The organism is Streptosporangium sp. NBC_01469 (assembly GCF_036227305.1).
Lineage (GTDB): Bacteria > Actinomycetota > Actinomycetes > Streptosporangiales > Streptosporangiaceae > Streptosporangium.
Map to the genome: position 1 here is coordinate 9,325,703 of NZ_CP109465.1, position 24,945 is coordinate 9,350,647.

The 24,945-nt window shown below is 70.3% G+C and carries 26 protein-coding genes; 9 read left to right on the forward strand and 17 right to left on the reverse strand.

All coding sequences use genetic code 11. The annotated features are described in order from the left end of the window. Positions 1–274 precede the first annotated feature (274 nt). A complete protein-coding gene (locus OG587_RS40605; protein ID WP_329084158.1) occupies positions 275–1,525 on the forward strand; it encodes an amidohydrolase family protein in 1,251 nt (416 codons plus the stop codon). A 505-nt stretch (positions 1,526–2,030) separates the two neighbouring features. Then, positions 2,031–2,606 carry a hypothetical protein gene (locus tag OG587_RS40610; RefSeq protein ID WP_329084159.1) on the forward strand — a complete coding sequence of 192 codons (576 nt, stop codon included), beginning with the start codon at positions 2,031–2,033 and terminating at the stop codon, positions 2,604–2,606. Between the two features lie 335 nt (positions 2,607–2,941). Here OG587_RS40610 and OG587_RS40615 read toward each other — a convergent pair whose 3' ends face one another. Genes OG587_RS40615 through OG587_RS40625 form a run of 3 tightly spaced genes read right to left on the reverse strand, consistent with a single transcriptional unit; the run spans position 2,942 to position 5,827 of the window. Next, positions 2,942–3,286, reverse strand: a complete 345-nt coding sequence (locus OG587_RS40615; protein ID WP_329084160.1) for an MmcQ/YjbR family DNA-binding protein — start codon at positions 3,284–3,286, stop codon at positions 2,942–2,944. A 45-nt stretch (positions 3,287–3,331) separates the two neighbouring features. Continuing rightward, complete coding sequence (locus tag OG587_RS40620) at positions 3,332–5,533, reverse strand: alkaline phosphatase family protein (RefSeq protein ID WP_329084161.1); 2,202 nt, start codon at positions 5,531–5,533, stop codon at positions 3,332–3,334. Between the two features lie 39 nt (positions 5,534–5,572). After that, the gene (locus tag OG587_RS40625) at positions 5,573–5,827 is read right to left on the reverse strand and encodes a hypothetical protein (protein WP_329084162.1); all 255 of its coding nucleotides are present in this window, start codon (positions 5,825–5,827) and stop codon (positions 5,573–5,575) included. Positions 5,828–6,104: 277 nt separating this feature from the next. Between OG587_RS40625 and OG587_RS40630 the strand changes: the two genes are divergently transcribed. After that, positions 6,105–6,839, forward strand: a complete 735-nt coding sequence (locus tag OG587_RS40630) for a peptidoglycan-binding domain-containing protein (RefSeq protein ID WP_329084163.1) — start codon at positions 6,105–6,107, stop codon at positions 6,837–6,839. 81 nt (positions 6,840–6,920) lie between these two features. On the opposite strand, the gene OG587_RS40635 is transcribed toward OG587_RS40630, so the two are convergent. Together OG587_RS40635 and OG587_RS40640 are read right to left on the reverse strand one after the other, a co-directional pair. Continuing rightward, complete coding sequence (locus tag OG587_RS40635) at positions 6,921–9,350, reverse strand: RNA polymerase sigma factor (protein ID WP_329084164.1); 2,430 nt, start codon at positions 9,348–9,350, stop codon at positions 6,921–6,923. A 133-nt stretch (positions 9,351–9,483) separates the two neighbouring features. Beyond that, complete coding sequence (locus OG587_RS40640; RefSeq protein ID WP_329094246.1) at positions 9,484–9,861, reverse strand: hypothetical protein; 378 nt, start codon at positions 9,859–9,861, stop codon at positions 9,484–9,486. On the opposite strand from OG587_RS40640, the gene OG587_RS40645 reads away from it, so the two are divergent. Beyond that, the gene (locus OG587_RS40645; protein ID WP_329084165.1) at positions 9,816–9,995 is read left to right on the forward strand and encodes a DUF397 domain-containing protein; all 180 of its coding nucleotides are present in this window, start codon (positions 9,816–9,818) and stop codon (positions 9,993–9,995) included. The genes OG587_RS40640 and OG587_RS40645 overlap by 46 nt on opposite strands. A gap of 165 nt (positions 9,996–10,160) precedes the next feature. On the opposite strand, the gene OG587_RS40650 is transcribed toward OG587_RS40645, so the two are convergent. Genes OG587_RS40650 through OG587_RS40660 form a run of 3 tightly spaced genes read right to left on the reverse strand, consistent with a single transcriptional unit; the run spans position 10,161 to position 12,057 of the window. Next, entirely contained in the window at positions 10,161–10,910 is a 750-nt protein-coding gene (locus OG587_RS40650) for a hypothetical protein (RefSeq protein ID WP_329084166.1), read from the reverse strand. After that, complete coding sequence (locus tag OG587_RS40655; RefSeq protein ID WP_329084167.1) at positions 10,907–11,320, reverse strand: PadR family transcriptional regulator; 414 nt, start codon at positions 11,318–11,320, stop codon at positions 10,907–10,909. Before OG587_RS40655 ends, OG587_RS40650 begins: the two co-directional genes overlap by 4 nt. A gap of 14 nt (positions 11,321–11,334) precedes the next feature. After that, positions 11,335–12,057: a CPBP family intramembrane glutamic endopeptidase gene (locus OG587_RS40660; RefSeq protein ID WP_329084168.1), complete on the reverse strand. Its 723-nt coding sequence runs from the start codon at positions 12,055–12,057 to the stop codon at positions 11,335–11,337. A 170-nt stretch (positions 12,058–12,227) separates the two neighbouring features. Between OG587_RS40660 and OG587_RS40665 the strand changes: the two genes are divergently transcribed. The 3 genes from OG587_RS40665 to OG587_RS40675 all read left to right on the forward strand — a co-directional run bounded on the left by OG587_RS40665 (position 12,228) and on the right by OG587_RS40675 (position 15,759). After that, positions 12,228–12,878 carry a LysE family translocator gene (locus tag OG587_RS40665; RefSeq protein WP_329084169.1) on the forward strand — a complete coding sequence of 217 codons (651 nt, stop codon included), beginning with the start codon at positions 12,228–12,230 and terminating at the stop codon, positions 12,876–12,878. A 76-nt stretch (positions 12,879–12,954) separates the two neighbouring features. Next, a complete protein-coding gene (locus OG587_RS40670) occupies positions 12,955–13,893 on the forward strand; it encodes a MerR family transcriptional regulator (protein ID WP_329084170.1) in 939 nt (312 codons plus the stop codon). 309 nt (positions 13,894–14,202) lie between these two features. Further along, a complete protein-coding gene (locus OG587_RS40675) occupies positions 14,203–15,759 on the forward strand; it encodes a carboxylesterase/lipase family protein (RefSeq protein ID WP_329084171.1) in 1,557 nt (518 codons plus the stop codon). 91 nt (positions 15,760–15,850) lie between these two features. Here OG587_RS40675 and OG587_RS40680 read toward each other — a convergent pair whose 3' ends face one another. From OG587_RS40680 to OG587_RS40705, 6 genes are all read right to left on the reverse strand, one after another. Further along, entirely contained in the window at positions 15,851–16,282 is a 432-nt protein-coding gene (locus OG587_RS40680) for a hypothetical protein (RefSeq protein ID WP_329084172.1), read from the reverse strand. 96 nt (positions 16,283–16,378) lie between these two features. After that, positions 16,379–16,789: a VOC family protein gene (locus OG587_RS40685; protein WP_329084173.1), complete on the reverse strand. Its 411-nt coding sequence runs from the start codon at positions 16,787–16,789 to the stop codon at positions 16,379–16,381. A 10-nt stretch (positions 16,790–16,799) separates the two neighbouring features. After that, the gene (locus OG587_RS40690; protein WP_329084174.1) at positions 16,800–17,240 is read right to left on the reverse strand and encodes a helix-turn-helix transcriptional regulator; all 441 of its coding nucleotides are present in this window, start codon (positions 17,238–17,240) and stop codon (positions 16,800–16,802) included. A 192-nt stretch (positions 17,241–17,432) separates the two neighbouring features. After that, complete coding sequence (locus tag OG587_RS40695; protein ID WP_329084175.1) at positions 17,433–18,938, reverse strand: tripartite tricarboxylate transporter permease; 1,506 nt, start codon at positions 18,936–18,938, stop codon at positions 17,433–17,435. A 20-nt stretch (positions 18,939–18,958) separates the two neighbouring features. Beyond that, positions 18,959–19,420, reverse strand: a complete 462-nt coding sequence (locus tag OG587_RS40700) for a tripartite tricarboxylate transporter TctB family protein (RefSeq protein WP_329084176.1) — start codon at positions 19,418–19,420, stop codon at positions 18,959–18,961. A 1-nt stretch (position 19,421) separates the two neighbouring features. Then, the gene (locus OG587_RS40705; RefSeq protein ID WP_329084177.1) at positions 19,422–20,459 is read right to left on the reverse strand and encodes a tripartite tricarboxylate transporter substrate-binding protein; all 1,038 of its coding nucleotides are present in this window, start codon (positions 20,457–20,459) and stop codon (positions 19,422–19,424) included. A gap of 172 nt (positions 20,460–20,631) precedes the next feature. Between OG587_RS40705 and OG587_RS40710 the strand changes: the two genes are divergently transcribed. Together OG587_RS40710 and OG587_RS40715 are read left to right on the forward strand one after the other, a co-directional pair. Then, positions 20,632–21,315 (forward strand): response regulator transcription factor, encoded by a 684-nt coding sequence (locus tag OG587_RS40710; protein ID WP_329084178.1) that lies wholly within the window; start codon positions 20,632–20,634, stop codon positions 21,313–21,315. Between the two features lie 6 nt (positions 21,316–21,321). After that, positions 21,322–22,848, forward strand: coding sequence for a sensor histidine kinase (locus OG587_RS40715; protein ID WP_329084179.1), 1,527 nt, complete (start codon positions 21,322–21,324; stop codon positions 22,846–22,848). A gap of 216 nt (positions 22,849–23,064) precedes the next feature. Here OG587_RS40715 and OG587_RS40720 read toward each other — a convergent pair whose 3' ends face one another. Genes OG587_RS40720 through OG587_RS40730 form a run of 3 tightly spaced genes read right to left on the reverse strand, consistent with a single transcriptional unit; the run spans position 23,065 to position 24,828 of the window. Beyond that, complete coding sequence (locus OG587_RS40720) at positions 23,065–24,033, reverse strand: TAXI family TRAP transporter solute-binding subunit (protein ID WP_329084180.1); 969 nt, start codon at positions 24,031–24,033, stop codon at positions 23,065–23,067. Between the two features lie 52 nt (positions 24,034–24,085). Beyond that, complete coding sequence (locus OG587_RS40725; protein WP_329084181.1) at positions 24,086–24,235, reverse strand: hypothetical protein; 150 nt, start codon at positions 24,233–24,235, stop codon at positions 24,086–24,088. Next, positions 24,232–24,828, reverse strand: coding sequence for a TetR/AcrR family transcriptional regulator (locus OG587_RS40730; protein WP_329084182.1), 597 nt, complete (start codon positions 24,826–24,828; stop codon positions 24,232–24,234). Before OG587_RS40730 ends, OG587_RS40725 begins: the two co-directional genes overlap by 4 nt. Positions 24,829–24,945 lie beyond the last annotated feature (117 nt).

Sequence of the window (24,945 nt, forward strand, 5' to 3'; positions counted from 1 at the left end):
ACCAGGGTCGGTCGGCATGGCTGATCTGTGGCCTGCGTTCCGGATCCCCCAGCGAGTGCGCACCGCTCACATGAGTGAACACGTCCGTGTCGGCGGGCAATGAACACCACAGGAAAGCACTTTCCAAGTGTCAACGGATCGGGGAACTTTCACCTCGTCCCAGCCGCGGTCGAGCTTCCAGCTCCTGGTGAGGGCACGCCGCCCCCATCCCGCTCCCTCGGCTTGGCAGATCTGGCCGTCACGGTCCTGGCGGGTGTGCTTCTACCGTGCTGCCATGGACACTCCGGATCTCCTCATCAGGAACGCCACCCTGCGCGGCCGTCCCGGCAGGTGGTCGCTGGCCGCCACGGGCGGGCTCATCAGCCTCGTCGCCGAGGACGATCCCGGCCTGGCCCCGGCGACCGGCGTGACCCTCGACGCGGACGGCGCCCTGGTCACCGAGCCCTTCGTGGACGCGCACCTGCACCTGTGCAAGGTCCACACCCTCGACCGGGCCGGGCCCGCCGCGCTCTCGGAGTACACCGGGGGCGCGATGGGGGCCGCGATGGGCGCCATCGAGACGGCCGCCGCCGTCAAGACCGGCCAGACCGCGAAATCCGTCCTCGAACGCGCCAGACCGGTGCTCCTGGAGTCCGTACGACACGGTGTCCGGGCGGTGCAGGCCTTCGCCGACATCGACCCGAAGGCGGGACTCACCGGGCTGGAGGCCCTGCTGGCACTGCGCGAGGAGTTTCGCGGCGTGGTCGACGTGCGGGTGGTGGCGTTCCCGCAGGACGGGCTGCTCCGCGAACCCGGAACCGAGGAACTCGTCGCCGAGGCCGTACGGCGCGGCGCCGACGTGGTGGGCGGCATCCCCTGGATCGAGTGGACCGACGCCGACGCCGCCGAGCACGTGCGGCGCATGGTCGGCCTCGCCCAGCGGCACGGCCTGCGCGTCGCCATGCTGGTCGACGACGCGGGAGATCCGGGGCTGCGCACGGCCGAGATGCTGGCGCGGGAACTGCTGGCGCGGAACATGATCGGACGCGGCAGCGCCCAGCACGCCAGGGCGATGGCACTCTACCCGGAGCCGTATCTGCGCCGCCTGGCGGGGCTGTGCCGCGCCGCGGGGCTCGGTTTCGTCAGCGATCCGCACACCGGACCGCTCCACCTGCCGGTCTTCCAGCTGGCCGACGCCGGTGTCCCGGTCGCGCTCGGCCAGGACGACATCGAGGACGCCTACTACCCCTTCGGGCGGCACAACCTCCTGGAGGTGGCCTTCCTGGCCGCACACCTGCTCGACGCCCGCACCGACGGCGCCCTGGAACGGCTGTACGACATGGTGACCGTCGACGCCGCGCGGGTCGTCGGCCTGCCCGTCCACCGCCTGGAGCCCGGGGCCCCCGCCGATCTCGTCGTCCTCGAAGGACGGACCCTCCGCGAAGCCCTGACCCGGCACGCGCCGCCCCGTCACGTCGTCGTCGCGGGCCGAGTCGTGGCCTCGTCCACCTGGCATACCTCCTTCGGACCCGGAGTTCCTCGCTGACGGGCGCGGGCGCCACACCGTCCGTGGCGGAAGACCCGGCACGGTGACGAACGGGCGAGGCCGGGAAATCAGCACGGCGGTCAACGGGCGAGACCGGGGAAAGCAGTACGGCCGTGAACGGGGAAACCGGCGTTCGGGCAGCTGCGGCGGCCCCGGATCGGCGGGATTTCCCCGGAAAAACAGGCCTCCGGGCCGAGATGATCTACTGAACTCTGGCAGTCCGGCCGCGGATGGCATCCTTTCGGGGCACGAGCCTCCGACGGAAACCGGTAGCCGAGCGTTACCGATCGCCTCTTTTCCGCTCCTTTCCGCTACCTCCGGGTAATCTGACCGCCCCAAGGCTTTGAGTTCCACTAGCAGACTCCTGCGGCTCCCTCCACTTACCGTGAGGGTAGGTTACGCATCGTGTCGGCGTCGTTCTCGACGCCACACGGCGCTCCGCCAGCCCGGGGCATCACCCAGGGCTCGACCGATTCGACACCGATTCGACGTGGAGTGATCTGCCATGACCAAAATCAGGAACGCTCTCGCAGCCGGAGCCATGATGGCCTCCGCTCTCATCGTCCCCGCGGCGATGCCGGCCTCGTTCGCCGCCGCGGACACCATGGCCCTGACCACCCCGGCAACCCTCAACTCCGCCCTGAAGCCCTGCAGCGAGTACAAGAACCCCGACAGGTGCCGTGCCCGGCGCGAGCACGGACGCGACTACAGGCGCGAGCACGGACGCGACTACAGAGGCGAACGCGAATACAGGGGCGAGCGCAGGCGCGAGCACATGAGCGAGCGCGGAAGCGAGCACAGAGGCGAACGCGGACGCGACATGAGCGAACGCAGGCGCGAGCACATGAGCGAACGCGGAAGCGAGCACAGAGGCGAACGCGGACGCGACATGAGCGAACGCGGACGCGACATGAGCGAACGCGGACGCGACATGAGCGAACGCGGAAGCGAGCACAGAGGCGAACGCGGACGCGACATGAGCGAACGCGGACGCGAGCGTATCGGCAGGGGCGCCGGTGTCGGCGGCCGCATCAGCGACAGCATCGGCGGCACCGGTACCGGCCGCGGGATCAACAACTGACAGGTGATCGACGGGCGACTGACACGGCCACCGGTGGTCCGGAGGCCGGAAGAGCGCCACTGTGAGCGCGAGCCACGCTCCTCTCCCCGTGGAGCAGGCCCCGGCCAGGCTCGCGAAGGATCCGTCTCACGACGGGCGGCCCGACCCACCCAGCATCCGGGTCGGGCCGCTCGTCGCCCGGCGAGCTCTCCCACGTGTGCCCGCCACCGTGGTCGTCCGGCGAGGTCTCCCACGTGCGTCCACCACCGTACGACGGAACCACCCGCACGCGACCGCCACCGTGAAGCGACATCGGCCGCCGTGGGATCCCCCGCGACTCCCCGTACGCGGGGGACCTAACGCGCGGCTTCGTGAGCGTCGACGAGCCGTTTGGGAGCCGTCAGGCACCACGCCTCGGTGACCAGCTCGAACAACTCCTCCGCGTCGATCTTCGCGAGGTGCACCACGACCCAGCCGAACCGGCCCGCGGTGAACTGGACCTCGAACACCTCCGGCCGCTCCGCCACCAGCGCGATCTGCTCGTCGATCGTCGACTTGAGCCCCACGGTCTCCGTCTTCTCCCACAGGTAGCCGAAGCCCTTGTCACGCACCTTCAACGAGACCCACTCGCCGCCGTCACTCTGCTTGACCTCCGGCAGCTTCTTCAGCATCTCCAGGAACTCATCCACGCTCACACCCATGGGTCACCTTTACCAGAGCGCACCGACATTTCTCCACGGCGGCCGTCAGCCCGTGACACCGGGCTCGCCGTTCTCGATGTGTCCCATCAGGCGGCGGGCGAAGGCGGCGTCCCCGGCTACGGTGATCCACAGGTCGTACCATCCGGTCGCGGCCCGCCACGGCACCCGCGCGGTGCCCCGGGACGCGACCCGCAGTGTCCGCGCCGTCCCGCCGTAGGCCAGGGGCGAGATCGTCACGTCGGCCGGTTCGTCACCGGTGTTGACGACGGCGATCTCGATCGTCCGCGCGACCGCGTCGATCACGCTGGACGTCTCCACCGGGTCGTCCGTCCCGCCCCGGAACTCCCGGCGGAAGCCGTTCGGCCCGGTGAGGACGAGGGCGTACGTGGGGCACGGGAAGTAGACCACCTCGCGGGCGTGGCCGAGCACGTCGAAGTGCATCGGCCGGACGAGTTCCCCCATGTAGCCGTACAGCGCCAGGTGCGCGCTCTCCGTACCGGTGTTGCTCATCGTGATCTCGACGGCGCGGCCACTGGTCCGCGCCGAGGCGTCGGGCCGGTACGGCAGCGCGCGGGCGGGCCTGACCCCCGGTTCCCTGTCGGGCATCCGCTGCTCGGCGGGGACGTCTGGGTACCAGCGGCCGGCCGGGGCGCCTTGGGCGGCCGGAACGCCCCCGCCGATGGGGGCACCCCGGACGGCCGGGACGCTCCGGAGGACCGGCACGTCCCGGCCTGTCGAGCCGTCCTGGCCGGCCGGGGTGCCCTGGGTGAGCGAGATGCCTTGGATGGGTGGGGCACCCTGGCCGGACGAGACGTCCCTGACGGGTGGGGCGCCCTGGCCGGGCGGGACGCCTCGGGCGGACGAGGCGCTCTCCGGGACGCCGGGAACCGGTGTTTCCGGTGCGGGCCACGCCGCCGGGCGGCCGAAGTCGAAGGCGGAGGTGAGATCTCCGGCGACGGTCCGCCGCCAGGCGCTGATGTCGGGGGCCCTGATGCCGAGCCAGGTCTCCAGGAACCGGACCGTCGAGCTGTGGTCGAACGTCTGCGAGCAGACGTGGCCCCCCACGCTCCACGGCGACACGACGATCATCGGGACGCGCATGCCCAGCCCGACAGGCCGCCCGCCGACGAACTCCCCCGGGGTTCCGTCGGGCGGGACGGGCGGGGGGACGTGGTCGAAGAAGCCGTCGTTCTCGTCGTAGGTGACGAAGACCGCGGTGCTCGCCCACACCTCCGGACTCGACGCCAGCGCGTCGAGAATCCGATAGACGACCCTCCCGCTCTCCACCGCCGAGGACCCCTCCGGGTGTTCGGAGTCGGCGAGCGAGGTCACGACGTAGGAGACCTCGGGCAGGCGTCCCGCCGCCACGTCGGCGGCGAACCACTCCCCCAGCCCGCCCGTCCGGGTGCGGCGCAGCGCCCGGTCGTAGAGCACGCGGTCGGCCGGGCCGAGTCGTGCCGCCCTCTCCGCCAGCTCGGCGAGCATCGGCGCGGGATCCTCGGAGGCGCGCACCTTCTCGTAGAAGGAGTGCATGCTGCTCTGCCCCAGTTTCGCCATGACCGCCTTGAACGCGGCGAAGAACTCCAGGTTGTTGCACTGGTAGTTGTCCCACTCCTGGTAGACCTGCCAGGAGTGCCCGGCCCGGGTCAGCAGCTCGGGCACCGTGGTCCAGGAGTAGCCCGGGTGCCCGTCCTCCTCGCAGGCGCCGTTGTCGACGGCCCGCTGTTCGGTACCGGGCTCATGACCCGTGTGTCCGGAGACGTGATAGTTGCGGTTCGGCGTCGTGGAGCTCAGCACCGAGCAGTGATAGGCGTCGCAGATCGTGAACGCGTCCGCCAGCTCGTAGTGGAACGGAAGGTCCTCACGGTCGTAGTACGCCATGGTGGACGGGCCCTTGTTGGGCACCCAGGCGTCGTTCCAGCCCATCGCCCAGGCGTTCTGCGTGCCGAGCCAGCTGTGGTCGTGGGTGTCGAGCAGCATCGGGTCGGCTCCCGCGCGCTCAGCAGCCTCCCTTACCGGAAAGGGCAGGATCCCGTCCTGCTCGAAGACCGGCCGGAGGGCCCGGGTGGACACCGCGTTGCGGTCCCCGTAGCCGCGCACCCCGCGCATCCGGCCGAAATAGTGGTCGAACGACCTGTTCTCCTGCATGACGAAGACGACGTGCCTGACGTCGGAGAGGGTTCCGGGAGGGGCGGGCCGCGCCAGCAGGCGCACCAGAGAAGGGGGGAGGGCGGACGGTGCCGACATTGACGCATCCCTTTAACGGCATTTCGAGCAAGCCTCAACCTAACAACCCGGCTCCGCCCGTCCCGCACCCGGGATCCGACCTCGCGGCCCTGCCACGGTCCGGCCGACGTCGTCCGGCAGGGCGGTCGTTCCCGGCGACGGCCGGAATCCCGAGACCGTGAGGCTGCCGTCGGCGAACGGGGTGACGCCGGCGGTCCTGCGGGAACCCATGATCCGCCCGGAGGCGTCACGGCTCCTGGACAGGAGTGTCCGGACGCTCTCGCCGGTCTGCGCCCGCAGGAGCTCTCCACGCACCTCGCCAACGCCGGCCGGCTGGGCAGCGATGTCACGGCCGCTCCCGAATCTGGCTCCTGGACGACACGAACACACGGACGGGGAGTTCGAGGCCTCCTTCCCGGCGGTACGGGGACGCGCGACGACTCGCGACAGGTGAACAGGCGAGCCCACCACTATCAGCCCCGCGAATTCTTTTCAAGATTTCTCTGTTCGGAGGGGGAGATTCGGGGGTCATCCCGCACCTGTAGGCGAGTGGTGCCAGAAACGGCACCGTGGTCGAGTCGGAGGCCTCGCCATGCGGGTGTTCGTGGTGTTCAAGTGGATAGTGGGAATCGCGCTTCTGGGTGTTTCATTCATGGTCTCGGGGATCATTCCCCTGCCACCGGGCGACCCCGGGCCGCCGAGCGACGCCAGGCCGTCGATCGACGCCGGGTCACCGGCCAACGCCGGGCTGAGCGCCTGCCCGTTCATGCGGGCAGGCCAGGTCGACCCGATCGGCAAGAAGAAGTGCGTGCATATGCTCCAGCGGAGACTCCGCGACAGCGGCTATCCGGACCAGCCGGTGAACGGCAGGTTCGGGCCGCTCACCAAGGCGAACGTGATGGCCTTCCAAAAGGCCTCCGGGCTGCAGCCGGACGGCGAGGTCGGCCCGCAGACCCTCGCGGCGTTGACCGGCGGCTCCACGCCCACCAGGCTGGACCTGGGCCGACCGTACTGCCCGAATAAGGTCTGCCATTTCGTCGTACCTCAGGGTGCCGCCCATCGGGTGGGAACCTGGCTGGCGAACCATCCCGAGCGTGCCGTGGACGTTTCCATCGGCCTGCTCGCACGCGGAGTGTGTGGCGCGGCCAGGATCACGGCGATCGCCAAGTTCGGCTGCGAGAACCTGGTGGAGAAGGAGATCAGTGATTTCATCGCGACGCTCAAGTCGGCCGCCAGAGATAACCTCTGCGTGCGGATCTCCGTCGGTCTTCCCGGTGGCGGGAACTCGGAATTCCTCAAGTTCACCTCCGTGAAATGCCAGAACTGACCGAAGGCACTTTCGCGCCTGCCGACCGGCCGCCCCCGGACAGGGGCAGCCGGTCATGGTCAGCGTGGGCCAGGCTCACGGTCAGCGCGGGCCAGGCGGGGAACGTACCGTGACCTCGGTCTTCACTGAGACATCTGGCCCCGTGGCCGTGATCGTGTAGGTGCCCGGGGTGGTGAGCGGGGGCGAGTTCACCGTGAAGTTGCCGGAGCAGCAGTTGGTGCCGGGCTGCCTCGGCTCGGCGTACGGGGTGAACGTGAGCGTGATCGGCGTGTTCACCGGGAAGCCCAAACCGGTGATCGTGACGCTCCCCCCGGAAACGACCTCTTCCGGCGAGGTCTTCAGGACGGGGACGACGGAGACGGTCCGCGTCGTGACCGTGCCCGAGGTCTTCCCCGTGGCGGTGACGCGGTACTTGCCTCTGGCGACCAACCGCCCCACGGCCAGATACGCAACGGTTCTGTCTCCGTCCGGGTTCGCCCGCACCGGTTCCGTATCGGGGAAGGGCTCGCCTTGGATCTCGATGTCCTCACCTGGGCTGAACCCCGTCAGGATGACGCGGTACCCCCGGCCCGGGACAAGTGTCGATTGCGTGAACGTCATCGTGCCGACGGGCTGCGCCGGAATCGGGATCGGGGTCAAGGTCGGGGTTGGGATCGGGGTCAGGGTCGGGATCGGGATCGGGATCGGGGTCAGAGTGGAAGGCACGACGGCAACGGTGTCCGTCGCGGTGATGCGCGAACTCCGGCCGGTGGCGGTGACCCTGTACTTCTTCGCTGCGACGTCTGATCCGACGACAAGACGGACGACACCCCTGCCTGTCCGGTCGGCTGTCACGTCGTCGGCGGTGACGCGGTACGGGTCACCCTTGATGGAGATCTTTTCCCCCGGACGGAACCCGGTCAGCGTTATGGCATAGGTCTGGCCCCGGCTGAGCTGACTCGGCGTGATCTCCAGTTCCCCTTGCCCGGTCGTCGACAGGTCATCGGACGGGGCGGGGTTCGTCCTCGTGCTCCTGCTGGACGTGGCGGTCGGATCGGTGGGGACCAGGTCATCGGTGGGGACCAGGTCATCGGTGGGGGCCGGATCGGTGACAGTCGGATCGGGGGAAACTGGGGCATCGGTGGGGGCCGGATCATCGGTGACGGCCGGATCGGGGGAAGCCGGGTCGTCAGTGGAGGCAGGGACAAAGACGCGTGTCCCGTTCACGGTCGACGGCACACCGGCAGGGGGCCTTGATCTCTCCCACACGTACACGCCGCCGGCCAGCAGGGCCAGGATGAGAGCCACGGACAAGCTGTTGCCGAGCATCCGGTACGACCGTCGCGGCCGGGGTGCGCGCCGCCCCGGTGCGGGAGAGGCCGCCGGCGCGGGAGAGGCCGCCAGTGCAGGGGAGGCCTCCGGCGCCGTGACGTGCTTCTCAAGGCGGGACAGGGTTTTCGCCGATGGACGCGGATCGGCATACCCAAGATCCTCCTTGGCCGAGACCCGCGCGAACCTCTCCCACATGCGTTCGGAGAACGCCGGGAGGAACAGCACCGGAATGAGACCGGGCAGGTACGGCCTGATCCTGCGCCGGCGCTCGCCCGAACAGTCCGCGCAGTCGCGCACGTGCTGGGAGACCTGGTGCCGCAGCGTGACGGGGAACGTCTTCGCGGTCCACAGGCCGTGCTCCCGGTTCCACTCCCGGATGATCTTCAAGAGACTCTGGCAGACCTCGGCGCCCCGGCCGGCCCGCCACTGGAACTGGATGTGGTCCGCGAGCAGGAAACCGCCGAACCCATCGGTCATGATTTTCCTGACCTCGTTGCTCAACCGGCTGGCCTCGGCGGGGCTGGTCCCCAGGGCGGTCGCGAGCGCCTGGCCGCGCAACCCCTCCCGTACCGTCAACTGGTAGATCCTCCGCTGCCGTTCGGTGAGACCAGACGCCACGATGTCCAGCAAGCGCAGCACCTCCGCGCGCCGGCGCGCCTCGTCGGCCTGGTCGTGGGCCTCGCCCATCCATTCGGGGGACGCGTGCGCCTCCTTGGGCAGGTCGATCGGCGTCTGTCGCTGGTCGCGGTAGGACTCCCGCACCTTGTTGCGCGCCACCCCGTAGAGCCACGGCCCGAGTTTGCCCGATTCCGGCCCGCCACCGCGCACCACGGCGTCCATCAGAACCAGGAACGACTCCTGCGCCGCGTCCTGGGCCCGCTCCGGATCAAGATAGGCGAGACATACTCCCAGCACGCGTTTCCCGTATCGCGCGTAAATACGCTCGTGCGCCTCTCGCCGCGTGCTCGTGGATTTGACCAACTCCACGAGTTCTGTGTCCGAATAGTCCCCTTGCATCGTCATCCAGTCCGCCCTCCCTGGATTGTCAACGAGCATCCTCGCCCGTGCGTGCCGATCCCCCGGACATCGCCGAACGCCTCTTATTTCAAGATCACAAGCGATTCCGACTTCGTCGATGGTCGGACTCGCAATATTTCCGCATTGGCAATTTGTTCTACACATGCCCGCGGAGCGTGACATCCCCTCGTTCCAATGCGGAATCGGGTCTTGACAGTCGCCGGGGAAACCGGATAGATCAATCGCGCCTATGGCAGGCGGGGCCGAGGGCCTGGAAGGCTTCCACGAGGGCGTGAACGACGCCACGCCGGCCGGGTTACAGCACCGGTTGCTCGCTGAAGTCCTCCACGTTCATCGTTCCGGCGTCGGCGAGGGGATGCCGGGCGCCGACCACGCCGATGCGCGCGGTGGTCATGGCCAGGGGGAAGAAGTCCACGTCGAGATGTCTCACAGGCGCGGTGGTCCGCAAAACGTCTACTCGATACTCGGGCAGGCAGCGGGTGAGCGCCGGAAAGGGAACGTCCCGGCACACCAGCCGGGTCTCGGGGAAGTTGAGGCGAACCTCTCGGGCGATGCCGGTCAGGTAGGTGCGGCTCAGGATCGCACTGATGCCGGCGGGGGCGCCGATCCGCAGCGTGTAGCGGGCGGGTGTGGCCCGGGCACTGTCGCGAGCGGCGTTCGCCTGAGCGATCAAAGGTCCAGCCGCGACCGAAAACCGCCGTTCGTGACAGCAGGAACCCCGGCGGCCCCAATCTGCTCTTCGCTCCCGCCGAGTGGAAGTCGTTCATCAGTGGCGTCAAGACCGGCGAGTTCGACTCTCTGATCTGACCATTCGCCCCCTCCGTTCGTCGGCTACCACGCTTCAGGCCGCGGAGCGGTGGCTGGAACGCCCAACCCGGCAACGGTCGTCAGCCCCGCCGGCACTCGCCCCGGCCGTCCTGTGCGGATCACCGCGTGGGTGAAGGACATGGGAGCAGGGCTCCTCGGGAGGACTCAGGGTCTCCTGTCGCGCCGCTGGGCGATCCACAACACGGTCATCGGGATCAGCGCGCCCACGGCCGCGCCGGAGAGCAGGCCCAAGACGGTGCTCAGGTCGCCGTCCAGCGCGCCGAACCGGAGCAGGGCCGCCCCTGCCAGCGCCAGCACGACGAGGACGCCGGCGACGAAGGCGTAGAACCCGGGGCTGAGGAAGATGCCGCGGTCGGGAGCCCGAGGAGGGGCGGTCAGCTCGGCGGCGGGCCCCAGGCTGGCGGCCTTGGGGCGCTTGAAGTACTCGAAACCCACCCAGGTGCCGCACGGTTCCCAGCCATCCGGGACGAGCCGGTCGAGCACGCTCCGGCGGCGGCCGGCCGCGACCAGCTCCCTGCTGTACTCCCACTGCTGCGGGTGCTCGGGGTCGCGGGCGCAGATGAACAGGCCCCTCGCGTCGACCCTGTCGACCTCCCAGCCCTGCGCGCCGTACTCGTTGAGCATCTTGACGTCGTGGAACAGGTCGGCGGTCCAGCTCCAGGTGCGGGCGTCCGCGGCGGGTTCAGCGGGCGGGGCCGAGGTGGCGGTCAGCCCCTTGGCGAGCTCGGCCGCCTGACCGAACTCCTCCTCGGGGTCGCCGCCGCTCTCGGCGAGGTAGCCGGCGAGCTCTTCGAGCGTGGCCCCGACCCGGTCGGCCGACATGCCCGCCTTGGCCAGGAGTACGGCGAGTTCGTCGAAGTAGGCGCCGGCCGTCTCGCCGGAGTCGGGGTTCATCGAAGCTCGCCTTCCCGTTCCCGTTCGTCTTTTCGTTCGGGTTCTTGTTCGCGCGAGGTCGCGGGGCGGGGCGCCTCGACGCCGCCCCTGACCAGTGCGGCGCGTACCGACTCGTCGAAGCTCAGCCAGAGCCCGCCCTGCTCGGCGAGCGTCTGCCTGCCCAGGTCTGTGAGCTGGTAGTAGCGGCGGCCGGGCCCGCGCTCGGTCACCCGGAACTCCGCGGCGACCAGTCCCGCCTCCTCCAGCCGGTTGAGCACCGGGTAGAGGGTGCCGCCCTTGATCTGACCGAGACCCGACTCGGCGAGATCCTTGACGATCTCGTACCCGTAGTTCTCACCGGCCGTCAGGCTGGCGAGAACCAGCAGGTCCAGCACGCCCTTGAGCCAGCTCGCGCGTCGGTCGCTCATCATGGTAGCGATCCTATCTAGGCCGCGTTCTCGACTAGTTCACGTCGCGGTCGCGGGGACAGCAGCAGGCCGCGAAGGTCGATCAGGGCGTGCAGCAGGATCGGTATGAGCAGGCTGCCGGTCTTCAGGTAGAGCGCGGTCAGGGTTAAGCCGATCAGGGCGACCGTGATCATGCCGCGCCGGCCCTGGTAGAGGTGGCCGACGACGAACACCGCCAGCGCGGCGAAGGCGGCGGCGTTCTCGCTCAGGCCGAGCGCGCCCATGCCGACCGCGATGAGCAGGCCCCGGTAAACGATCTCTTCGGTGATACCGGCGGTCACCGCCAAGCCCGCCGCGTACCAGCGCTCGGCCTTAGTACGCGGCAGCAGGTGGACGACGGCCTGCTGGCCGGGGACAGACTTTCCCCTGGCCGCCAACCATCCGAAGACGAGCACGCCGACCGCACCGGCGACCAGGAAGCCGAGGATCGCCCCGAGGAGTTCGTCCGGCAGCTCCTTGATCACCAGACCGATGCCCGCGGCGTCGAGTCCCGGCTCCACCGCGACGATGAGCAGCGCCAGGGTGGCCAGCACCCACAACTCGGCGCACCAGAACGCGCACATCCGGCGATAGACCATGGGGTCCCGGTCGCGCGAGCGAGCCAGCCCGTCATAGGCGCGCTTACCGAGCAGGGGGCTGACGACAGCCAGATAGCCGACGAGGACGGCCGACAGGACGAGCGTCAAGGGGGTGAACGACATCGGGGACTCCTTAGGGGCTGTGCTATCTAGACGGTAGAGCAAGCTAGTTAGATATACAACCTAGCTCGCGATCCAGATCACAGCAGCCTCAAGCCGATCCGGACGGAGGTGCGGGTTCCCCGTTGGAAAAAGGGTTGAACCGGATCAAGGACCGCAGACATGCTCACCCCATGGATCTCGTCGCCTCCCTCCCCGCCTTCGTCGTCGCCGTCGTGCTGATCTCAGCGTCCCCGGGGCCCGCGATGGCCTTGATCCTGCGCCGTGCCGCGCTGCACGGTTTCAGGGGAGCGGTACCGACGGTGCTGGGCCTGGAGGCCGGCCTGTACGCCTGGGCGCTCTTCGCCGCCGCCGGCCTGGCCGCCCTGGTGGCCGCCTCGGAAGTGGCCTTCGTCGTCCTGCGGGTGATCGGCGCGGGCTTCCTGCTCTACCTCGGGCTGAAGGCGTGGCGTACCGCGTGGCGAATCCGGACGGCCGGTCCCGCGCGGGAGCTCGCCGAGGACACGCCGCCCAGCCCGAAGCGGGGCTGGTGGAAGGCCTTCGGCGAGGGCACTCTCGTGATGCTCGCCAACCCGAAGATCGCGGCCTTCATGATCGCTTTCTATCCCCAGTTCGTACCGGCCGACCAGCCGCTTTTCTCCACCACCGCGCTTCTCGCGCTGCTGCAGGTGGCCGTCGAGATCGCCCTGTACCTCGCCCTGGCGGCTGTGGTGGGGCGCGCGGGCGCGTGGTTCCGCAGGCCCGTGATCCGTCGCCGCCTGGAGGCCGTCAGCGGCACCGTTCTCATCGTCCTGGGCCTGCGCATGGCCGTCGCGACCCGCTGACGCCGCGCGGGCGAAAGGGGTCGCACCTCCTGTGAGGACTTGCACCTCCTGTAGAGGGAGGCGCCAGGCTGGGGGCATGAACGGCGATACGCTCCACTCGATCGGTGACCTGGCCCGGCGGACCGGGCTCACGGTCAAGACCGTCCGGTTCTACTCCGACCGCGGGATCGTGCCGCCGACCGATCGCAGCCCGGCCGGCCACCGCCTCTACGGCATCGACGCCGTCGCACGCCTTGACCTCGTACGGACGCTGCGCGACCTGGGAGTGGACCTTCCCACGATCCGCAGGGTCGTGGACCGGGAGATCTCGCTTCCCGAGGTCGCCGCGGCGCACGCCGAGGCACTGGCGGTGCAGATCCGGACGCTGCGCCTGCGGCGCGCGGTGCTGACGGCGGTGACCAGGCGCGGGTCCACCCCCGAGGAGATGGATCTCATGCACAAACTGGCCAAGCTCTCCGAGGACGAGCGCCGACGTCTGATCGGCGACTTCCTCGACACCGCCTTCGGCGGCCTGGACGCCAATCCCGAATTCGCGGGGATCAGGCGCTCGATGACCCCCGAACTGCCCGACGACCCCGAACCCGAGCAGGTCGAGGCATGGGTGGAGTTGGCCGAGCTGTCGCGGGACCCGGACTTTCGCGCCGTCATGCACCGTCTGGCCGGGCAACACGCGGCCGAGCGCGCCGAGGGCGACATCACCGGCCCGCGCCGCGATCCCGTCGCGATGGTCCGCGACCAGGCCGGTCCGGCCCTGGTGGCCGGCATCGACCCGGCCTCGCCCCGGACCGATCCGGTCGTCGCGGCGGTCACGGCCCGGTACGCGCACGCCGTCGGCCGCCCCGACGACGCCGACCTCCGGCGCCGGTTGCTGATCCGGCTGGAGAGCGCGAACGATCCCCGCAGGGAGTCGTATCTCCGGCTGCTCGCAGTGATCAACGGCTGGTCGGCCCCGGAAAGCCTGACGCCGGTGCTCGACTGGTTCATCCAGGCCCTGCGTGCCCGGACACCGGCGTAGCGGGCCGCTCACGGCGACGACGCCGTGCATGGTCACCAGCCGGCTGCTGGAGCGGGGCAGCAGGGCCAGATCGCGTCCGCGCCACCGAACCGGACACCCCCAAGGTGTTCCATCCGGTTCCACCGTCTGTTCCATCTCCGATCCGCCCGCACGGCTGGACCGACATCGCCAGGGCCGTACGCCACGGCGCCTGTCGACCCGTGTCGCGTTCGCCGGGCAGGCTCATGTGGGCCGCCCCCTAAATGCTTTGCCCGTGGACGGCGCGCACTGAGATGCTCGGCCGAGCCGGCACGGAGAGGAAACCGCGAAATGGCCGTCACCGCATCCAGCAAGCCGTCCGAGTCCGAGCCGGAAGTCCGCACCGCGGCCGGCGTCCTTCGCGGCGGCCGGGAGGCGGGCCTGGCGGTCTTCCGCGGCATCCCGTTCGCCGAGCCGCCGGTCGGCCCCCTGCGTTTCGCCGCGCCGCGGCCGGTGCGCGGCTGGGACGGTGTGCGCCCGGCGCTCACATACGGCCCGCCGCCCCCGCAGTCGGGCGTGCTCGGGGTGTCTCAGGACACCGTCGGCGACGACTGGCTGACGCTCAACGTCTGGACACCCGGACCGGATCCGGCGGCGGGGCTCCCGGTGATGGTGTGGATCCCCGGTGGCGGTTACGCCATGGGCGACTCCAGCCTCCCGGAGTACGACGCCGGGCACCTGGCCGGGAGCGGGGCCGTGGTCGTGACCCTCAACTACCGTCTCGGTATCGAGGGTTTCGCGCAGATCGACGGAGCCCCGGCCAACCGGGGACTGCTCGACCAGGTCGCGGCCCTGCAGTGGGTGCGCGACAACATCCGGGGGTTCGGCGGCGACCCGGACCGGGTCACGGTCTTCGGCCAGTCGGCGGGCGGCGGATCGGTCGCCGCGCTGCTCGCCATGCCGCGCGCCGCAGGGCTCTTCCACCGGGCGGTCGCGCAGAGCGTGCCGGGGACGTTCTTCTCCCCCGAGCTGGCCGCCGACATCGCCGCCGCCTTCGCCGCCGAGCTGGGGGTACGGCCCACGGTGTCCGGCCTGTCGGCGGTGACCCCGGCCCGGCTGCCCGCCGCGGGCGACGCGATCTTCGCCAAGACGGTCCAGTGGCGAGAGCGGTGGGGGCAGATCACCCACCGGCCGATCCCGTTCGCGCCGGTTGTCGACGGTGACGTCCTGCCGGTGACCCCTTGGCAGGCGCTGGCCGACGGCGCAGCCCGGGACGTCGGACTTCTCGTCGGGCACACCCGTGACGAGCACCGGTTGTTCAGCCTGATCGACGGCGTGCTCGGCCAGGTCACGCACGAGCAGACCGAGACCGCCCTGCACATGCTCGCCCCCGGCCCGGACGGTGCGCGCCGATACCGGCAGGCGTTCCCGGCCGCGACCGAGGAGGAGCTGTACGAGCTGGTCAACGCGGACTGGTTGTTCCGCATGCCGAGCCTCCACCTCGCCGGCGCGCAGATCGCCGGCGGCGGCCGGGCCCACCTCTACGAACTGACCTGGCCCGCCCCGGGACTGGACGGCGCCCTCGGCGCCTGCCACGGCCTGGACGTGCCGCTCGTCTTCGGCAACCTGAGCAGCGGCCAGACCGCCACGCTGATCGGCGACCCGCCCTCCCCGGTGGCCGAGGAGCTGTCCGCGCGGATCCGCGGGGCGTGGACGGCGTTCGCCTCTCACGGCGACCCGGGCTGGCCCCCGTACGACGCCGTCCACCGCCTCGCGCAGCTCTTCGACACGCCGTCGACGGTCACCGCCTACCCGGAAGAGACCTCGCGGCTGCTGTGGCAGGACCACACCTTCCCGGCGCTCCCGCTGCTCCCCCTGCTCCCCCTGCTCCCCCTGCTCACGCGGTGAAGCGGATCCACGTGCCCCGGTCCCGCGCCGCTGTTCCGACCGGCCGGGTCCTGGTCACGCGACCACACCGCGAGACCTCTCCGAGGTCATGTCACGAGGGGAGCCAGGACGGCCACCAGGGCGGGTCGCAGTCACCCGTGATTCCCTCGGTGGCGACGTCATAAACGATTGTCACCATTGGCCCGGTAATCGAGACAATGGCGGCGAGAACCGTGAGGATCGCCTTGAGCCAACCATGGTCCGCGAACCACGGCAGGTGGGCGACGAGAATGACAGGAAACGAGGCGAGCAGCGAGAGGCCTGAAATGACGGGAAATATGATGAGCCGACTTGCCACCCAGACCAGGCCGGCGAAACTCTCCCCAGCACTTGGACCACCAAGGCAGTAGCATTGCGTTCTGGCCACCAGAAAAGCGTCCAGAAAAGTCCCCAAAGCCGCGCTCGTCGACGCGACAACCGCCGACGCCCCACACCCCATGGCCCAGAGCGCATCACTCTCCCCTGACGCATTCCGCTCAGTCACGGCGCAATCAAAACAGATCCCTGTGATCGTTGAGCGCAGGGGATGTGAGAATATGGTGCAGACACCCCGGCGTGCGGGAGCCGAGTGCTCGCGTGGTTATGCCTTGGGCGCCTGCGAGATGCGCACCATGTTGCCCGAGGGGTCCCGGAAGGCGCAGTCGCGCGGGCCCCAGGGCTGGTCGATGGGCTCCTGCAGCACCTCGGCGCCGAAGGCCCGCACTTTCTCGAAGGCCACGTCGACGTCGTCGGTGCGGAACACGGTCATCGGCAGGACTCCCTTGGTCAGCAGCTCCTGCAGGGCGTCGCCGTCGGCCTGGGACCGGCCGGCGTGCGGCTCGGAGAGCACGATCTCAAGCCCCGGCTGGGACGCGCTGCCGAGGGTGACCCAGCGGAAGCCGTCCGAGGCGACGTCGTTGCGTACTTCGAGGCCGAGCGCGTCGCGGTAGAAGGCGAGCGACGCGTCCAGGTCGTTGACGGTGATTTGGCAGTAGTGGAGAGAGATGTTCATGTGGCCAACGCTAGACGGCGGCGGCGCGGGTTACTTCTCCGATCCTGACCGGTTGTTCCCTGGTCGGCCGGGTGTGGATCTTGGCCACGCACGCGGGCATCGCCAGCACGGCGGGGTGCTCCCGGGCCCGGTACGCGCTCGGCGTCATCCCCACGAGCTCGGTGAATCGCGAGCTGAACGAGCCGAGGGAGGTACAGCCGACCGCCATGCACGCGTCGGTCACGCTCATGCCCCCGCGCAGCAGCGCCATCGCCCGCTCGACCCGCCGGGTCATGAGGTAGTTGTACGGCGACTCTCCGTAGGCCGCCCGGAACTCCCGGGAGAAGTGCCCCGGCGACATCAGCGCGTGGCGAGCCATGGTCGGCACGTCGAGCGGACGCGCGTACTCCCTGTCGATCAGATCCCGCGCCCGGCGCAGGTGCGCGAGGTTGGCGAGGTGGGGCCGGTCCATGGGACGAGGGTACCTCCCGCTCCGACCAAAGTCCCGCCGACCTGCACGGATGCGGAAGTGGCCCACCCCCTGAGCGGCGCGAACGGCTGCTCCGGCGTCCGGGCCGGTGTTGTCTCGTCCGATCCGGCGAGGAGAGCCACGTCGGGATCTCGACCGATCGTGCGCCGCCGGGGCCTCGAACCCCGGACCCGCCTACTCCTCCTCGGTGAACACGATCTCGCGGCGCCTGCGGATCGCCGGGAGGACGGTGACGACGAGTGCCGCCACGGCCAGGGCCAGGAGCACCGCGGAGATCGGCCGGGTCAGGAAGACCGACGCGTCGCCACGGGAGATGATGAGCGCCCGTCGCAGGTTCTCCTCGAGCAGGGGGCCGAGGACGAAGCCGAGCAGCAGTGGCGCCGGCTCGCAGCCGCACTTGATCAGGATGTAGCCCAGCACCCCGAAGAAGACGATCGCGTAGACGTCGTACGCGTTGAACTCCAGGGAGTAGGTGCCGATCGCGGCGAACAGGATGATCATGGGGAACAACACCTGGTACGGGATGCGCAGCATGCGCACCCAGAGGCCGATCAGCGGCAGGTTCAGCAGCACGAGCAGCACGTTGCCGATCCACATCGACGCGATCAGGCCCCAGAACAGCGCCGGTTCCTCGGTGATGACGTTCGGGCCCGGGGTTATGCCGTGAACGATGAACGCGCCGACCATCAGTGCCATCACCGGGTGGGCGGGCAGCCCCAGGGTGAGCAGCGGGATGAACGACGTCTGCGCGGCGGCGTTGTTCGCCGACTCGGGGCCGGCGACGCCCTCGATCGCGCCGCGCCCGAACTCCCCCTGCCGCTTCGAGATCCGCTTCTCGACGGCGTACGAGGTGAACGAGGCCAGCACGTGGCCACCGCCGGGCAGGACGCCGAGCGCGGCGCCTAGGCCGGTACCCCGCAGGATCGGGCCGACGATCCGGCGCCGGTCCTCGCGGGTCGGCCAGAGGTTCCGCACCTTGCCGACGATCGCCGTGCGGGTCCGCTCGTTCTCCAGGTTGCGCAGGATCTCGGCCACCCCGAACATGCCGACGGCGACCGAGACGAAGTCGATGCCGCCGTACAGCTCGCGCTGGTCGAAGACGAACCGGGGCGTGCCGGTGTAGAGATCCTGGCCGACCGTGCCGAACAGGACGCCAAGCGCGATCATCGCCAGTGCCTTGAGCGCCGTGCCGCGCGCCAGCGCGATCGACACGACCAGGCCGAGCAGCACCAGCGAGAAGTATTCGGCCGGGCCGAACCTCAACGCGACGCGGGCCAGCGGTGGGGCCGCGACGGCCAGCACGACGGTGGCCACCGTACCCGCGAAGAAGGACCCGACCGCGGCGGCGGCCAGCGCCGCGCCGGCCCGGCCCTGCCTGGCCATCTCGTGCCCGTCCAGCGCGGTGACCGCCGCCGACGACTCACCGGGCAGGTTGATCAGGATGGCGGTCGTCGAGCCGCCGTACTGCGCGCCGTAGTAGATGCCGGCCAGCATGATCAGCGCCGTCACCGGCTCGAAGCCGAACGTGATCGGCAGCAGCATCGCCACCGTCGCCGTCGGCCCGATGCCGGGCAGCACACCGACCGCCGTCCCGAGCAGCACTCCCACGAAGCAGTAGAGGACGTTCTGGATCAGGAGGGCGGTCGAGAATCCCAGCGCGAGGTTGTCGAGAAGTTCCATGCCTCAATCCGGATGCCGCGTCAGAATCCCAGCCACGGGCCCCACAGCGGGATTCGCAGCTGAAGTCCGACGACGAAGATGAGCGTGCCGGCCACGGTCAGCCCGGCGGCCACGGCGACGGCCGTGAGCAGCCGTACGCGCGAGCCGGCCAGCGCGGTGAGCAGGGCGGTCACCGCGGACGTCGGTACGAACCCGAGGCCCCGGACGGTGAATCCGAAGAACAGGACCGCGAGCACGATGGCGGCGACCGCGCGCCAGGGGACCGGCCCGAACGAGATCACCTCGCCGGCGACGAGTCCCTTGACGACGATCGCCAGCCCCAGGGCGGCCACGGTCGCGCCGACCAGCAGCGGGAAGGCGCCGGGGCCCATCCGCAGCGGGGTGCCCAGCTCGTAGCCGAGCGCCCCCACCGCGAACGCGCCACCGATCAGGACGAAGACTCCCCCGGCGAGGACGTCCGGGAGGGACCGGCGGCGCTCCACCTCAGGAGGCCTTGACGCCGGCGTCGGCGATGACCTTCGCCCAGGTGCCGAGCTGTTCTTCGAGCTTGGCCCGGAGCGCCTGCGGGGTCGCGTCCCCGGCCGGGACCGGCGCGGTGCCGAGCTTGGCCATCTGGTCGACGACCCCCTGGTCGGCCAGGGCCACCTTCAGAGCCTCGGACAGCTTCTGGACCGCCTCCGGCGGCGTGCCGGCCGGGACGTAGAGACCGTGCCACACGCTGACCTGGAGCTGGGGCAGCCCGGCCTCGGCCGTGGTGGGCAGGTCGGGCAGGCTCTTCACCCGCTCCGGCGTGGTGACCGCGTACGCCTTCACCTCGCCCGCGGAGATCTGGCCGCTGGTGTTGGTCGTCTGGTCGCACATGAAGTCGACCTGGCCGCCGACGAGATCGGTCAGCGCGGGGCCGGTGCCCTCGTACGGGACCTCCTGGAGCTTGACACCGGCGGCGGTCTGGAACAGCAGGCCGCACAGATGGGACGCGGCTCCGATGCCGGCGTTGGCCAGCGTGACCTTGCCGGCGTTCGCCTTCACGTGGGTAACGAGGTCCTGGAGCGTCGCGGGCGCGAAATCCTTACGGGCGACGACCGTCATCGGCACCTCGGTGACGAGCCCGACCATCTCGAAGTCCTCGAGCGGCTTGTAGCCCAGGTTCTGGTACAGGGCGGGCGCCGTCGACATGCCGATGTGGTGCATGAGCACGGTGTGGCCGTCGGGCTCGGCCCGCGCGACCTCCCCGGCGCCGACCGTGCCGCCCGCGCCCTCGACGTTCTGGACGACGATCTTGGCGCCGAGCCTGGCGGCCATCGGCTCGGCGATCATGCGGGTGACGGTGTCCGTCGGGCCGCCCGCGCTGAACGGCACGACGAACGTGATGTTCTTGTCCGGGTAGCCCCCGGCGGCGCTCGCGCCGGTGGCGCCTCCGCCGGGAGCGCCCCCGTTACCGGAACAGGCGGCGACAATCGAGACGACGCCGATCGCGGCGACCATCCGCACGATGGCCCGGCACCTGCTGGTCGTTCTCATATCGCGACCTCCTCCTCGGCGCACGCGCGTTTGTCGGTGGGTGCGCGGCCTCAGTCTCGGCTGGCAGGGGCGCGGATGGTGTCAGAGAAATCCCAAGAATGCGCTGGATGTCAGAGAAATCCCAAGAACTAAAGGGCTAACAAAAGCAGCGATTCGGACCGTACAATCCGGTATGCGGATCACCATCATCGAGGATGACGACCGCGTGGCGCGGGGTCTGGTGACCGTCCTGGCTCAGGCGGGCTTCGAGGTCCACCGCATCGCCACCGCCGCGGAGGCCGTGCACGCCGCCCCGTCCGATGTGGTCCTCGTCGACCTGGGTCTGCCCGACGGCGACGGACTCGACGTGATCCGCAGGCTGCGTGACCGCCCGGAGACCGCCGTCATCGCCGTGACAGCACGCTCTGAGGAGCACGAGCGGGTCCGCGGCCTGCGCGCCGGCGCGGACGACTACATCGTGAAACCGTTCGGCGTCCCGGAGCTGCTGGCCCGGATCGACGCCGTCCTGCGGCGCACCCGGGTGGCCCGTGCCCTGAGCCACCCGGACGAGCCACTCGTCCTCGGCCCGATGCGGATCGGCGTCGGCACCCGCGAGGTCGTCATCGGCGGCACGCCCCTGACGCTGACCCGCAAGGAGTTCGAGCTGCTCCTGCTGCTGGCCCGGCGGGCGCCGAACGTGGTGAGCCGCGACGTCATCCTCGACCAGATCTGGGGCGCGACCTGGGAGTCCTCAAGCCGCACCCTGGACACCCACATCGCGGCGTTGCGGCACAAACTCGGACCGGCCGTGCTCATCCGCACGATCCACGGGGTCGGCTATCGGCTCCTGGCCGACCAGCCGGAGCTGATCGGCTGACGCGCCGTGCATCGCCGGCTGCTCGTCGTCCTGGTGCCCCTCGCGGTGCTGCTCGTCGCTGCGCTCGGGGTGCCGCTCAGCGTCACCGTGGCCGAACGGGAGATGCAGGAGACCTACGTCGACCGGCTCAACGACGTCGGCCGGTTCGCGTCGCTGGCCGAGACCGCGCTGTCGACCGGGCGGACCGAGGCGCTCCACCAGGAGCTCGCGCGCTACCACGAGCTGTACGGCATCCCGGTCGCGGTGATCGACATCTCGGGCACGGTGCTGCTCGGGCCGACCGGCGCGTACCGGGAGGCGGCGCGGGCCGAGCCGGCGTTGCCCCGGATCGTGACCGCGGCGCTGGCCGGGGCGAGATCCGAACCATCCGGGGCATGGGCGCCGTGGGACGACTCCGCGCTCGTGGTCGCGGAGCCGGTGGGCCGGGACAGCGAGGTCGTCGGCACCGTCGTGACGATCTCCGACCTGTCGAGGACGCGCTATCGCATCCTCGTGCGATGGACCCAGCTCGCCGGGCTCGGGCTGCTGCCGTTGGTCGCGCTGGTGGCCGTCGCCTGGCCGGTGTCGGCGTGGGTGCTGCGGCCGGTACGGGAGCTGGACGCGGCGAGCTCGCGGATCTCGCGGGGCGACCTCACGATCCGGGCGGACGCCGAGGCCGGCCCGGTCGAGCTGCGGCGGCTGGCGGGGTCGTTCAACACCATGATGGACGCGGTCGAGAACGCCGTGCAGCGGCAGCGGGCGTTCGTGTCCGACGCGTCGCACCAGTTGCGCAATCCGCTGACCAGTCTCCGGCTCGCCGTGGAGAGTCTGGAACCGCATCTGCGCGCGGACGGCGACGGACGGCAGGTCTACGACGTCGCCGTCGACGAGCTGAAGGCGATGCAGCGGATGCTGAACTCGCTGCAGGCCAGTGCGCGAATGGAGAGCATCCGGACGGCGTCGCCGGTGGACCTCGACGCGGTGCTGGCGACCCGGGTGGACCGGTGGCGGGCGTTGACGGCGACGGCGGGGCAGACGCTGACGGTCGACGTGCCGCCGGGGCTGCGGCTGCTGGAGCCACCGGGCGGGCTGGGCAGCATCCTGGACGAGCTGATCAGCAACGCGTTACGGCTGTCGGACGCGCGGGTGGTGGAGGTGACCGCCCGAGTCGTCCCCGGTGACTCCTCCGCGGGCATCGGACACGGCAGCTCCTCCGCGGGCACCGGGCACGGCAACCCCTCCGCGGCCGGCGGCGTGGTCACGATCGCCGTCCGCGACGACGGCCAGGGGATCGACGCGTCCGAGCGAGCCCAGGCGCTACAACGGTTCTGGCGGTCACCGCGGCACCAGAACGTACCCGGCACCGGCCTGGGACTGGCGATCTGCGCCGACCTGGCCGGGGCGGCCGGGGGCGAGCTGCGGCTGGAGGAGGGCCTGCCGCGTCCGGACGGCTCCGGGCACGGATTCGCCGCGGTGGTCGCGTTGCCGGTCGTTCCGCCGGTCGTTCCGCCGGTGGTGTCGTCGTCCGGTGTCCCGGCTCCGCCGCGGGTCTGAGAAGCCGGGTTCCGCCACAGGTCCGGGAAGCCCGGCTCCGCCGCAGGCCTGAAAAGCCGGGTTCGGCCGCAGGCCTGGGAAACCCGGCTCCTTCGCAGGTCTGCGGCTGTCCCGAGTCAGCAGACCTGTCGCTGTCCCGAGTCAGCAGACCTGTCGCTGTCCCGAGTCAGCAGACCTGCGGCTGTCCCGAGTCAGCGGGACTGTCGCTGTCCCGAGTCAGCGCTTACGGTCGCGGAACCAGGCCGCCGCGCCCGGATGGAGCGGGATCGACGCGGTGGAGATCCCGGTGCGCACGTTGATCTGCCACGCTTCGGGAACGGCTTCGGGAACGGCTTCGGCGTCGCGGCTGGCGGAGATGATCGCGCCGGTGTGCGTGAAGATCGTGTCGGTGATGGCGTAGACCAGGTCGTCGGGCAGGTCGTTGCGCACGAGGAGCACGTTCGGCACAGCGACGGTGCGGGTGGCCGGGACGCCCGCGTAGGCGGTCGCGGGGATCATGGCCGGAGCGTAGGGACCTGGGAACGCCGTGAAGAGCGCGTCCGCCTGCGCTTCCAACGGGATCAGCCGGATCGGGTGCCGCTGCGCCAGCTCCGTGATGGCGGGTGTCGGGACACCGGTCAGGGAGAACATCGCGTCGATCTCGCCGTCGCGCAGTGCCGCCGCCGATTCGGCCTGGCTGAGATACCGGCCGTCGGCGTTCACCAGGCCGAGCTCCAGCACCCGCAGCGACGTGAACTCCGTGCCCGAGTCGCGGGCACCGAGGGATACGCGCCTGCCCTTGAGATCCCGGAACCCGTCGATCGCCGAACCGGCCATGACCACGAGATGCAGGTGGCTGTCGTAGAGCCGGCATATCGCCGAGAGCCCTTCGGGCGCGCTGCCGTCGGCCGTGATCAGCGCGTCCAGGCTCGTCAGCCCGAGGTGCACCTCGCCGGCCCGCAGCATCCGGATGTTGTCGGTGGACGCCCCGCTCGGCACGGTGACCAGGGTGGCACCCGGAACCTGCTCGGAGACGTGTTCGGCCAGCGCGCCGCCGATGCGCCGGTACACCGCCCCCGCCGGCCCGGTGGCCAGTCGCAGGTGGACCTTGTCGGCCTCGGGCTGCCGGGAGCAACCGGCGAGCAGCCCTCCGGCGGCCAGGAGCACCACCCGCCGGCTGAGCCTCGGCTCCGGGTTCGGCACCATGCCGAGATGATACGGACGGCGACCGCCGATCGCCGATGACATCGGCGTCTTATCAACGCACCGCATCCGCGCCACCCTCCGGCAGGGTTTCGTCGACATCACCCCTGCCCGTCCACGGACGGACATCGGGCGGATCGAACAGGAGTCGAAACCTCCGGTCGTTCAGCCAGGTGAACGAGCCGTCGTCAAACGCGTCGATCATCCCGGCGGGGTGTCGTGAACGGCTTCGCGCGGGCTGAGCAGGGCGGCGAGCTGGTCTCGGCACAGTCGGCGATAGTCCGCGGAGCCGGGGGCGACGCCCAGAACACCCCACACCATCTGCGGCATGGCGACCGGGGCGAAGGCGGCCATGTGCGCGAGCAGCACGATGAACTCGGCGCTGACCGAGTCGGTGAGCTCGCCCGCGCGCTGGCGATCACGGATGCGGCGCACACCGTCCTCGATTCGCCGCCCCTGCTCGCGACCGGCCTCCTCGGCCCCTTGGCCGGGATCGTCGCCGAGGGCCTGCCACACGACCAGCCGCGCCCAGTCCAGGTGATCGAGGGTCACGTCGAGGTATGCCTCCAGCGACTCGGCGAAGGTGGCCTCCGGAGGCACCAGCGTCTCCTGCCGGGTGGACCAGCGCCGTCTGAGCTCATCGAGCAGGCCCTGCTTCCCGCCGAAGTAGTAGGCGATCAGTTGCTGATTGACACCGGCTCGGGCCGCGATGCCCGCGGTCCGGGCGCCGGAGTAGCCCTTGGCGCCGAACTCGACCACGGCCGCGTCGAGGATCTTCTGCCGTGTTCGCTCGGCCATCCGGTCGCGCTCTCCCGGAGTGCGGTGCCGGCGGGGCGCGCGTGGCTGTTCGTTGGCTCCTTCTTGCGCGGTCACCGCCCCAGTACAGCAGTTAATCATTTGATTGACAACTATCAA